Here is a 12050-nt window from a genome sequence, read left to right as displayed (position 1 = left end):
GTAGGAATGCCCTATGTGAACCATCGTTGGCTCGGCGGTATGCTCACGAACTTCGCAACGGTCTCCAAGCGTGTTGATCGGATGAAAGAACTCGAAGAAATTGACTTCGACGACGTCGCAGGCTCAGGACGAACCAAAAAGGAACTGCTGCTGTTGGAGCGTGAACTCACGAAACTGCAGTCCAGTCTCGGGGGTATCCGGAACATGTCCCGGACCCCATCGGCCATTTGGATTGTCGACACGGAAAAAGAACACCTCGCCGTCGATGAAGCCAAGAAACTCGGCATTCCAGTGATCGCCATCCTGGATACGAACGCCGACCCAGAAGACGTCACCTATCCAATTCCAGGCAACGATGACTCGATGCGATCCGTTGCCGTATTAACCCGTGTTATCGCAGATGCCATCGCTGAAGGCCTTATGTCGCGTAACCAGGGTGCGAGCGGAACCGGGAGCCCGGAAGAACCGATGGCCGAATGGGAGCGGGAGTTACTGGAGTCAGGCGCAGCGACGACTACGACCCAAACCTCGACAACCGGCAACATCGATGAGGTTACCGAGATCCTCCGAACCGTCCAGGAAGCTTATCCGGGTGGCATTCTGATCGAAATAGAGCAGGAAGACGACACTTTCGAAGTAGAAATCGTTCATGAAGGAAAGCTCCACGAACTCGAGGTGGCTAAAGACGGCACCATCAAAATCGAGGACGTCGATCAAGACGATGACGACATTCAGAACGCTCAAAAGATCTCCGTGCCACTTCCTGACGGGCTTACCCAGGCGCTGACACAGCATCCCAATGCCACGATTGAGTCGATAGAGCTTGAGGATAAAGACGGCGTTTTGTACTGGGAAGTTGAACTCAAAGATGAGCAGGGCAACGACATCGAATTCGATGTGCCCGCCGCTCATTCAGATGACTAGCACCTAAGCACACGTGGCGGATTGTTCCGATAGTCGGTGGCGTGTAAGCCATCACATTATGTGAAAAACCTCGAGCGCAATAGGGTATGCTTGACAAAGCAATTGTGTGCCTACTAGTGGTAGGCGCGTAATTGACTACGCGCGTGAGTATGCGACACCCATGTCGCAGTGGCACCTTTCGGTCCGAAGAGATTCGGTCAACGGTGTTCCCCGAGGCATTCGTACTCATGCTAGGCAGCTGAGAAAGTCAGCTATTTACCTCAACCGATAACGAGACGGTTATTCTGCATGCAGAATAGCCTTGAAGGAGCGACCATGTCAGTCGTAACTATGCGTGAAATGCTTGATTCTGGTGTCCACTTCGGCCACCAGACTCGTCGTTGGAACCCGAAGATGAAGCGCTTCATCTTCACCGAACGCAACGGCATCTACATCATTGACCTGCAGCAGTCCTTGTCATTCATCGATCGTGCCTACGAGTTCGTTAAAGAAACCGTAGCGCATGGTGGCAACATTCTCTTCGTAGGTACGAAGAAACAGGCTCAGGAAGCAATCGCCGAGCAGGCTACCCGCGTCGGCATGCCCTACGTCAACCACCGCTGGTTGGGTGGCATGCTCACCAACTTCGCGACCGTTTCCAAACGCGTTGAGCGAATGAAAGAACTCGAAGAAATTGACTTCGAAGACGTAGCCGGCTCAGGTCACACCAAAAAAGAACTCTTGCTGTTGGAACGTGAACTGCAGAAACTGCAGGCCAACCTTGGTGGTATCCGCAACATGACTCGCACTCCGTCAGCGATTTGGGTCATCGACACCAAGAAAGAACACCTAGCTGTTGATGAAGCTATCAAGTTAGGTATTCCAGTTGTCGCCATCTTGGACACTAACGCCGATCCAGATGACGTCACCTATCCAATTCCAGGTAACGATGACGCAATTCGCTCCGTTGCGTTGCTCACCCGCGTTATCGCTGACGCCGTCGCCGATGGTCTGATGGCTCGCAACGAAGGCAAAGGCGAAGCCGGTGCAGCGCAAGAACCAATGGCGGAATGGGAACGCGAACTCCTGGAAGCTGGCCAGACCGAAGAAGCAGATAAGACTGCGGCTCTGGCTGACGAAGCCACCGTTGAAGCTGCAGAGCAGGTTGAAGCTTCACCACAAGGTGAGCAGCCTGCTGCTACCGAAGAAAACTAGTCCACACAACCACGTTTCGATTTAGATTCGCGGGTGTTCCCCGCAACGAACTTCCAAGGAATGGGATATCTGTAATGGCCAATTACACAGTCAAAGACATCCAGGCACTGCGTGAACGTACCGGCGCGGGCATGATGGACGTAAAAAAGGCCCTCGACGAAGCTGCAGGCGACGCCGACAAGGCCCTAGAGATCATCCGCGTAAAAGGACTGCAGGGCGCTTCGAAGCGCGAAGGCCGCGCTGCTGCCGAAGGTCTCATCGCTGCAACCGTTCAAGACGGCGTGGGCGTGATGATCGAGATTAACTGCGAAACCGACTTCGTGGCAAAGTCCGATAAGTTCATCGAACTGGGTAACACCGTTCTGGAGGTTGCTGTCGCTTCTGGCGCAGACAACGTCGACGAGCTGCTGGCTGCTGATCACAACGGCAACCCACTGGGCGACTTCGTGAAAGAAGAAGGCGCACTGTTGGGTGAAAAGGTTGAAGTTCGCCGCATCGCACGTCTCGAAGGCGCATACGTGGACCCATACCTTCACAAAACCTCGGCAGACCTACCCGCCCAGGTTGGCGTACTTGTCGCCGTAGACTCCGACAGCGAAGCAGCCCAGACCGCTGCTCACGATGTTGCTGTTCACGTCGCCGCCATGAGCCCGACCTACCTGAGTCGCGAAGAGGTCCCAGAAGACATCGTTGCAAACGAACGTCGCATCGCTGAGGAAACTGCTCGCGCCGAAGGCAAACCAGAACGCGCACTGCAGAACATCATTGAAGGCCGCCTGACAGGTTACTTCAAAGAGGTTGCCCTGCTGGACCAGCCGTTCGCTAAGGACACCAAGACCACCGTTGGGAAGGTCCTGGAGGAAGCCGGTACCAAGGCTCTCGCCTTTGCTCGTTTCCGTGTTGGCGCCTAACACTTTCTCCGACACGACAGTGTTTGGAATGCCTAGGTAAATTCAGCATCGTCTACACCTAAATAAGGGGGTGATCACCACAACCGGTGATCACCCCTTCTTTATGCCCAACGACCCAACTGCACTTACAGGAGTCTTACCGTGTCAGATACTCCCGCCATCAATGTTCCAGGCGGCCTTCAAGATGGTCCACGCAGCGCGCAAGCTGACAATGTAGCTCGGCGTCGAGTCCTACTGAAGCTCTCCGGAGAGGTCTTCGGCGGGGGATCGATAGGCGTAGACCCAGACACAGTCCGATCCGTGGCCGAACAGATTGCAGCAGCCGCAGGACAAGTAGAAATTGCCATCGTTGTGGGCGGCGGCAACTTCTTCCGTGGTGCCGAACTTTCGCACAACGGCATGGACCGACGTCGAGCAGACTACATGGGTATGCTCGGTACGGTCATGAACGCGCTAGCACTCCAAGATTTCCTCACGCAAGCCGGTGTCGATACCCGAGTTCAATCCGCGATCAATATGCATCAAGTCGCCGAACCTTATATCCCGCAACGCGCGATTCGGCATATGGAAAAGGACCGGGTCGTCATCTTTGGGGCAGGAACCGGCCTCCCATACTTCTCCACAGATACCGTGGCAGCACAACGTGCACTAGAAATCGGTGCAGACCAGGTCCTCATGGCAAAATCCGGTGTGGATGGCGTTTACACTGCCGACCCCAAAGTCGATGTAGGTGCAAAGAAGTTTGATCATCTCACTTATGATGAAGCCATTGTCAAAAATATTCGCGTCATGGATCTGACAGCGATGACCATGTGTAAAGATAACAACTTAGATATGTTGGTATTCGGTATGGAAGGTGACGGTAACGTTACTCGAGCACTGCTCGGGGAACCCCTCGGAACCGTCGTCACACCGTGAGCTGACAAGCTGCTACTTGATTTAGACTTAGTGCAACTCAAGAATTAACTTAAGGAGACCCCGTGACCGCATCTGCATTATCAGACGCCAAGAAGGCGATGGAGCGCACACTTGAAGCAACCCGAGAGGACTTCGCAGCTGTCCGCACTGGACGAGCCAACCCAGGACTGTACGCAAAAGTTTTGGTCGATTATTACGGCAACCCAACTCCGCTCCAGCAGCTAGCGTCTTTTGCTGTTCAGGATGCGCGCACGATCTTGATTTCCCCATTTGACGTCAGCGCACTGCGGGAAATTGAAATTGCTCTGTCGTCTTCGGAAGTCGGTGCGAACCCTTCCAACGATGGCAAAGTCATTCGCGTCGTTATGCCAGAACTGACCCAAGAGCGTCGCCAAGAGTATGTAAAACTCATCAAGTCCAAGGCTGAGGACCACCGCGTTTCGATCCGCAACGCCCGCCGAGGAGCCAAAGAAGTCATCGACAAAATGGTCGACGACGGTGAAATCGGCGAGGACGACGGTCGCCGCGCCGAAAAGGACCTCGACGAGCTGACTCGAAGCTATGTCGATCAAATTGACGAAATGGCGAAGAATAAAGAAGAAGAACTGCTGGAGGTATAGGCTTTTTTAGCCTTCGCTTGCATGTCCACACCAGACCCAAAATCCAAAAAGCCGGCACCAGTCATCACCCATCTGGATGGGTTTCCCGACCCCGTTCGTGATCCCGATACCGGGATGATCGTGCCGCAAACCCGGCGAGAACGCCGGGCGCTGGAAGCTGCCCAAGCATCCATGATTGCCAAAAAAGCAGCCCGGCACCAAGCGGCGCTTGATGAAGCCGAAACGATCGAAAACATGGGCGATGATTTCGGCTCCGATGATTTGGGTTTTGGGTCTGATCCAGCCACAGACGTTGATCCTGAAGGATCAACTGTCCTCACGGTCAAGCAAATCGAAACAGAAGAGATCCCGCCGCCGAAGCCTCTGCCGGCAACATCAGCAGCACCAAAAGAGTCACGCGCCGGACGAAACCTGCCCGCGGCCATTGGTGTCGGGTTACTCCTGCTCGGCATCGCTGCGGTTGGGATCGTCTGGTTCCCAGTTGTCTTAGCGATCTTGATCGCTGTCCTCGTGCCGCTTGGCATTTGGGAACTGGCGCAGGTGGCGAAGACCCGCAACATTCATTTGGCATTGACTCCGGGCTGGGTCGCTGGGCTGGGCATTCCGGCTGCAGCCTGGTTTGGCGGGGTCGATGCCATGGTGTTTGCACTCTTTGGCAGTATCCTGTTAACAGTCTTTTGGACGGCGGTCGGGGAACCCGACAACCCAGCTGGATCGATGGCGACGACTCTGTTGGCTATCCTCTGGCTGCCATTTTGTTTATCGTTTGGTATCACCCTGCTGCAAGAGCCGGGTGGCAGCGTGCTGTTGATTACCACCGTGCTTGCAACTGTTGCCAGTGATACTTTCGGGTATCTGGTCGGTGCGACCCTGGGTAAGCACCGCATGGCGCCCAAAATATCACCCAAAAAGTCTTGGGAAGGTTTCTTTGGCTCCCTCCTCGGAGCCATCGTGATTTCGGTACTCCTGACCCATTTCCTCCTCGACTATGACTGGTGGGTCGGTATCATCATCGGTACCGTGCTGATGTTGGCGGCTACCGCTGGAGATTTTGCGGCGTCTATGGTGAAACGTGATTTCGGTGTCAAAGATATGGGCACCACGCTGCCCGGCCACGGGGGCGTCATGGACCGTCTCGATTCTGTAAGTTTTGCGATTCCCGTTGGATACACCCTGTTCGTGGTCGTGCTGCCACTGATCCTGGGCTAGCGTCAGTCAAAGGAAATACCGTGTCTGCTAAGACTCAAAACACCTCACCCTTCGAAGCCATGCCAAAACGCAAATTTGGCTACCACACCAAACAAGTTGACGAATTTATCAACGACGCACGGCAAGCATACGAATCCGATTCTGGAATCACAGCTGACACTGTGCAAACGAAAACCTTCGATCTTGTACGGGGTGGCTACCGGCCAGATCAAGTCGATCAAGTGCTTGAACGTTTAGAAGATGCGTTGCGCCGAGCTGAACGTGATGAATACATCGCAAACCATGGCAAACAAGCCTGGGATCTGAGACTCATTGAACTGTTAGAAGAACTGATGGGTCGGCTCCAACGCACGAACGGTGAAAAGTTCCGCCGAGCCGAACCGAACATTCAAGGCTATGACATTGCTGAAGTCGACGAGTGCATGGCACGCATCACCAGCCACCTGCAAGACGAAAAACACATTCGACTGACTGATGTCCGCAATGCCAGCTTCAGCGCTCAAAAAGGTCTGCGCGCTTATGACGAAGCACAAGTCGACGCGTTTCTCTTAGCTGTCGTCGAACTGCTTGTCGTGCTCGACTAGGACCTCAATGACCCTCCTTCTTGTTCTCGCCGGCATATTCATCATGGTCGTTGGTATCGCGGCATCCATTGCGCTGCACGAAATCGGCCACCTCGTACCCGCAAAACTCTTCAATGTTCGGGTCACCCAATACATGATCGGTTTTGGCAAAACCCTCTGGTCTAGGACGAAAGGCGAGACCGAATACGGCATCAAAGCCATCCCACTGGGTGGCTACGTGTCGATGATTGGTATGTTGCCGCCCAATAAACCCGGAGAGACACCCTCCAAAGCGCGCAACCAATATTTTCAGACCATGGCCCGTCAGGCCCGCGAGGACGCAGCGGCAGAACTTACTGCAGAAGACACCGGTCGCACCTTCATCTCCCTGCCCGTGTGGAAACGCATGATTATCATGTTGGGCGGCCCCTTCATGAATCTGATCATTGCGGTCGTCATTCTGGCCATCCTAGTCACCAGCGTGGGGATAGCCACTCCCACAACGAAAGTGCACGACGTCTTTGAGTGCATGACCGAAACCACCGACGCCGAAGCATTCAGCGCCGAATGCGGCCCAGACGACCCAGCCTCACCGGCATGGGAAGCGGGGCTTCGTCCCGGTGACCAGATCACCCACTTCAATAACCAGCCAGTGGAAGATTGGGATGACCTCTCCGGGGCCATCCGCGAACGCGCCGACACCGAAACCGCCATCACCTATGAACGCGACGGCCAAGTCATTGAACAAAGCATCACCCCGGTCTTGACGCAGCGTCCCGTGTTGGACCGATTCGATCAACCGGTAACTGATGTCGCCGGGAATGTCGAAACTCAACCCGTGGGGTTTATCGGCATGTCATCCCTGGTCGAAAACCAACAACAGCCTCCAACCGCCGCGTTGTCCCTGGTAGGCGAACAAATCTCTGGGACGTTCTCCGTGATCACAGTGCTTCCGGTCAAACTCTGGGACACCGCCAAAGTTCTTGTGACCGATGGCGAGCGTGACCCCACCGGACCGGTCTCGGTGGTAGGGGTTGGCCGCATCGCGGGTGAAGCTGCCGCCCAGCATGACATCCCCATCACCGACCGGGCAGCGATGTTATTGTCCTTGCTCGCCGGCCTGAACGTCGCACTGATGGTCTTCAACCTCATCCCGCTGCTTCCCCTGGATGGCGGTCACGTCGCAGGCGCTCTGTGGGAGTCGCTGCGCCGCGGCTGGGCCAAGCTGCGTGGCAAGCCCGACCCCGGTCCTTTCGACATCGCCAAGATGTTCCCGCTAACCGTCGTCGTCTTCGGCCTATTATTAACTATGGGAATCTTGTTGATCGTTGCAGACATCATCAAACCCGTGACACTGTTTTAATTGAAAGGGTGACCGTGCGGCACTTGACCCGTACACTCCGTTGGTTGCTCGACGCCGAAGAGGCCGTCGCGCATGCAACCGGTGACACCGTGCGCATTCTTGCCAACTCGGACACCACAGCACTTCGCGACTTGGTGGCCCAAAACCCGGTCGCCAACGCTTATGTGCAATCCATCCTGGACACCGGCCGTCGTGCCGGACCGATCGGTGGATTTGCTCGAGGAATCTTCCTCGGGATCTTTGACACACACCACCAGGACCGGCTGGTGGCCGCGTGCTGGGCCGGAGCCAATATTGTCCCCGTCACCACCAGCGAAGAATCCGGAGCCTATTTCGGTCAAGCACTACTGGCACTTGAAGAGCACTTCGGCTCGATCTTCGGTCCACAACCCGCGGTTGAAGGTATCTGGGAGGTCTTACGATCCGGACGACAAGCAGCGCGAGATCTGCGCAAAAATCAACCGTTTATGACCATCACCCACCCGTCGCAGATTCCCTCGAATCCTCACGTCCGACTGGCCACCGAGGCAGACTACGATGCCGTGTTGCCGGCCTCGGTGGCTATGTTCACCGAAGAACTCGGATACTCACCACTGGCCGACGGTTCAAATGGATACCGCCTCCGCGTACGTCAGTTGATCTCTAAGGGCCATACCATGATCGAATCCAGCGATCACGCAGTGATATTCAAAGCTGACTTCGGCATTGTTACAGACCAGGCCATTCAAATTCAAGGCGTCTGGATTGCTCCGGAAGCTCGAGGTCAGGGGCGAGCCGCACCCGCGATGGCGGCGGTGGTCAATCGCGCCCTAGAATTAGCACCGGTGGTGTGTCTCTACGTCAATGACTACAACACCGCAGCCATCCGAACCTATCAACGAGTCGGATTTGATACCGTTGATCGTTTCGCTACCGTATTGTTTTAACTCAGTGACTCGGAGGGGAGCAGGCATGCGCAAACACCTGGCACTTGTAGCCATCGGCGCCCTACTTGTGACCGGTTGCTCGCAGCCCCGAGAAGAAACCTCGGTTGAGGTTACCCCGCCTCCCAAGGTTGAGGTTCCCACCCAAACAATTTTCCACCAGGCTATTAAGTCCGTGATGGACGAAGACGCCATCATCTCGGTTGGTGTCCCCGCATTGGAATCGTTGAATAATGCTGCGGCAGAAATTGGGCAGTACGCACCGAAGCCCGCTGAATGTGCTGGCACGGTCGACCCGAAATTTTATACGACCAATGATGTTGCAGTTGGTTTTCATTCTCGTACAGGGGACAACACGCATACGGCAGAAACCATCGTCGCCGTTGGATTTGAAAATGCCGACGATGCGAGCGCCTACTTCACCGCGCGAACTGAACCATGGATCGAATGCTCGACGGTCGATCTGACCATCGATGAAACAAACGTGCTGACGTTGCACTATGAGGCCACCGGCTTGGCGAATGCCTCAGAGCTATCGGTACCTGAGGTATTGGCGGAAGCTGATCAAAATATGCTCTTGAGCTCACGAGGAGAACTTTCGGGAGCATTTGAAACCTCAGATGCTCCAGTCCCTGATGCGGGCGCCCTGCCTGACTATGTGATATCACCCGACGAGGTGCCTCAATCTGAATCCGAAGCTGAGAATATTTCAGTCACCAACGCTACCGTGGTTGCTCGGTTTGATACTGAGGTCTTTTGGACGACGGTAGAACCCGGCCAGAACGCTGATGAAGCTGTGCAAACACTTGCCGAGGTGGTAGAAGCGGTGCATGCTCAACAATGAAACGCCCCCTGAGCCTTCTAGCGGTTGCACTGTTGAGCCTGACCGCCTGTACCGATCAGCCCGCACCTGTGGAACCCGAAGCAACGGCCACGGTGACGGAGACCGTGACAGCAGAACCCACTGATAATTTGGCGTCACCGGATCGTGCAGCCGCAACCATTGAACATATCTTGGATTCTCCACCACCAGCAGAGATGACGACTGGTGAAGAGGCCATCAGCGGATTAGAAAATGTTGTGACGTTGTCTGACGACGAGCACAGCTGTCCTCTTGTTGCCGATCCGGTACCTGAAGTCGCGACGCTCGGTATGATCAGTGCAGACGAAGACAACCCCGAAGCCGTTAGGGGACTTGCAGCATTTGGTTTTAATACCGTGGCTGATGCCACAGCATTTAGTGAACATTTCCAAACGGTTCTGCAAGAATGCGAGGCTGCAACCTATGAGATCGTTCCGTTGACGCATCACACGGATGAAGCCATCGAAATCCAAGTCGAAACCTCAGACGAGTCCGCAGCATCGTTGGTGGTGTTGCGCAACGAGTTTTGGGTATTAATGGCCGTCTCAACGCCTCCGGCTGATCTTGCGCTCAGCCTCACGCAGGTCGATCAGCTCGATGAAATGCTGCGGTAGAATACTTGCCAGATAACCACCTCATCCTTGACGAATGGAGCCCTTGAAGTGCCCTTGCGCATGTCCACCTTATTTCTTCGCACGTTGCGTGACGATCCGGCAGATGCCGAAGTTGCCAGCCATAAACTGCTTGTTCGCGCTGGATACATTCGTCGTGCGGCACCGGGTGGCTACACGTGGCTTCCCCTGGGACTGCGGGTCAAAAATAAGGTCGAAAATATCGTTCGTGAAGAAATGAACGCCATCGGCGGCCAGGAAGTCCACTTCCCGGCGCTGCTACCCAAAGAGCCCTACGAGGCAACGGGTCGTTGGGAAGACTACGGCGATGGTATCTTCCGTCTTCAGGATCGCTCTGGAGCCGATTTTCTGCTCGCTCCTACCCACGAAGAAATGTTCACTTTGCTGGTCAAGGATCACTACTCATCGTATAAAGACCTGCCTGTATACCTCTATCAGATTCAGACGAAATATCGTGACGAAGCCCGCCCCCGGGCCGGGCTGTTGCGAGTGCGAGAGTTCATCATGAAAGACTCCTACTCGTTCACCGTCAACGATGAGGGGCTCAACGAAGCTTACGATAAGCATCGCGCAGCGTACATCAAGATTTTTGAACGGCTAGGCCTAAACGTTGTCGCAGTTGAAGCCATGGCGGGAGCTATGGGCGGGTCACGCTCGGAGGAATTCCTCCACCCGTCCGGCGCCGGCGAGGACACCTTCGTTGAATCACCTGGTGGCTACCGAGCCAACGTGGAAGCAGTGACGACCATTGCGCCGGAGCCTATCGATTACACCGATGCCCCCGCCCCGGAAGTAAAAGACACGCCGGTTTCAACCACGATTGCTGCCCTCGTTGATGTCGCCAATGAGCTGGCACCGAAGGCTTCCGGGTCCTGGGAAGCCGCAGACACATTAAAATGTGTGGTCCTAACGGCCGTGCTTGACGGTGAACAACGCCAAGTGTTTGTTGTCGCTGTCCCCGGCGATCGGGATGTCGATATCAAACGACTCGAGGCCTCGATCGCCGAGGCGCTGGGCGTCACCGGGGAGCCCTCGATTGAGCCAGCCACCACCGAGGACATCGCTAAACACGCTCAGCTTGTACCCGGCTATATCGGCCCAACTCTGCTTCAGGACGCTCAAGCCGTTCAGATGCTTGGAAGAAATTCTGAAACGGGGATCCCATTCTTCGTCGATCCTCGCATTGTCGCCGGCTCAAGCTGGGTTACCGGTGCTAATGAGGACCAAAAACACGTCTTTGGGCTTATTGCCGAACGTGACTTCACCTGGGACGGCGTGCTAGAAGCCACCGCGGTTCGTGATGGTGACCCCGCGCCTGATGGCTCCGGACCGCTGGTTACCCGTCGCGGCATGGAAATGGGACACATCTTCCAGCTGGGTCGAAAATACGCCGAGGCACTCGATCTGAAAGTGCTCGACGAGAACGGCAAGCAGGTCGTAGTGACCATGGGCTCTTACGGGATCGGTATCTCTCGTGCCGTGGCTGCTTTGGCCGAGGCCCACCACGATGATAAAGGCCTAATCTGGCCGATCAACGTTGCTCCGGCACACGTGCATATCGTCGCCACCGGCAAAGACGACGAGATCTTCAGGACTGCCGAAGACTTCGCCAATAAGCTCGAAGCCGCCGGTATTGAGGTACTCTACGACGATCGCCGTAAGGCTCACGCCGGTGAAAAATTCGCTGACGCGGAGCTGATCGGTGTACCGCTGCATCTCATTGTCGGCCGGGGTCTGGCTAAGGGCACCTTAGAACTCAAAGACCGCCTGGCGGGGACCCGCGGCGATATTCCAGTTGACGAAGCGTTCGATCACGTCGTTAATCTTGTGCACAACTACCAGCAACAAGAACATTAGGGAGCTGACGCAGCAGACGCAGGCAGCCGTCATATCAGATGGCTGCCTGCGTCATTTCGGCTCTGTAGAGATCG

General features: G+C 55.3%; 12 protein-coding genes and 1 pseudogene. All 13 read left to right on the top strand.

What is annotated here, in order from left to right:
- Positions 1-525, top strand: a pseudogene (gene rpsB / locus FB556_RS13815) (30S ribosomal protein S2); the annotation flags it as partial.
- Between the two features lie 150 nt (positions 526-675).
- On the top strand, positions 676-924 hold the full coding sequence (locus FB556_RS13810; protein WP_342774662.1) for a PepSY domain-containing protein: 249 nt from the start codon (positions 676-678) through the stop codon (positions 922-924).
- A gap of 315 nt (positions 925-1239) precedes the next feature.
- Positions 1240-2118, top strand: a complete 879-nt coding sequence (gene rpsB, locus FB556_RS08005) for a 30S ribosomal protein S2 (RefSeq protein WP_141866473.1) — start codon at positions 1240-1242, stop codon at positions 2116-2118.
- 74 nt (positions 2119-2192) lie between these two features.
- The gene (gene tsf / locus FB556_RS08000; protein WP_141866471.1) at positions 2193-3029 is read left to right on the top strand and encodes a translation elongation factor Ts; all 837 of its coding nucleotides are present in this window, start codon (positions 2193-2195) and stop codon (positions 3027-3029) included.
- 159 nt (positions 3030-3188) lie between these two features.
- Positions 3189-3947, top strand: coding sequence for a UMP kinase (gene pyrH / locus FB556_RS07995; protein ID WP_141866600.1), 759 nt, complete (start codon positions 3189-3191; stop codon positions 3945-3947).
- 98 nt (positions 3948-4045) lie between these two features.
- Complete coding sequence (gene frr / locus FB556_RS07990; protein WP_211344012.1) at positions 4046-4567, top strand: ribosome recycling factor; 522 nt, start codon at positions 4046-4048, stop codon at positions 4565-4567.
- Positions 4568-4588: 21 nt separating this feature from the next.
- The gene (locus tag FB556_RS07985; protein WP_141866467.1) at positions 4589-5776 is read left to right on the top strand and encodes a phosphatidate cytidylyltransferase; all 1188 of its coding nucleotides are present in this window, start codon (positions 4589-4591) and stop codon (positions 5774-5776) included.
- Positions 5777-5796: 20 nt separating this feature from the next.
- Positions 5797-6360 (top strand): DivIVA domain-containing protein, encoded by a 564-nt coding sequence (locus FB556_RS07980; RefSeq protein ID WP_141866465.1) that lies wholly within the window; start codon positions 5797-5799, stop codon positions 6358-6360.
- 7 nt (positions 6361-6367) lie between these two features.
- Complete coding sequence (locus FB556_RS07975; RefSeq protein WP_141866464.1) at positions 6368-7702, top strand: M50 family metallopeptidase; 1335 nt, start codon at positions 6368-6370, stop codon at positions 7700-7702.
- Positions 7703-7725: 23 nt separating this feature from the next.
- Complete coding sequence (locus FB556_RS07970; protein ID WP_170200415.1) at positions 7726-8628, top strand: GNAT family N-acetyltransferase; 903 nt, start codon at positions 7726-7728, stop codon at positions 8626-8628.
- 25 nt (positions 8629-8653) lie between these two features.
- Entirely contained in the window at positions 8654-9469 is an 816-nt protein-coding gene (locus tag FB556_RS07965) for a hypothetical protein (RefSeq protein WP_141866460.1), read from the top strand.
- On the top strand, positions 9466-10101 hold the full coding sequence (locus FB556_RS07960; RefSeq protein WP_141866458.1) for a hypothetical protein: 636 nt from the start codon (positions 9466-9468) through the stop codon (positions 10099-10101). Before FB556_RS07965 ends, FB556_RS07960 begins: the two co-directional genes overlap by 4 nt.
- A 48-nt stretch (positions 10102-10149) precedes the next feature.
- A complete protein-coding gene (locus FB556_RS07955) occupies positions 10150-11976 on the top strand; it encodes a proline--tRNA ligase (protein ID WP_141866599.1) in 1827 nt (608 codons plus the stop codon).
- Positions 11977-12050: the final 74 nt, after the last annotated feature.

Source organism: Enteractinococcus coprophilus (genome assembly GCF_006716305.1).
Taxonomy (GTDB): Bacteria; Actinomycetota; Actinomycetes; order Actinomycetales; family Micrococcaceae; genus Yaniella; species Yaniella coprophila.
Note: the sequence above shows the minus strand (reverse complement) of the source record. Positions and strands in the feature narration are given on the sequence as shown.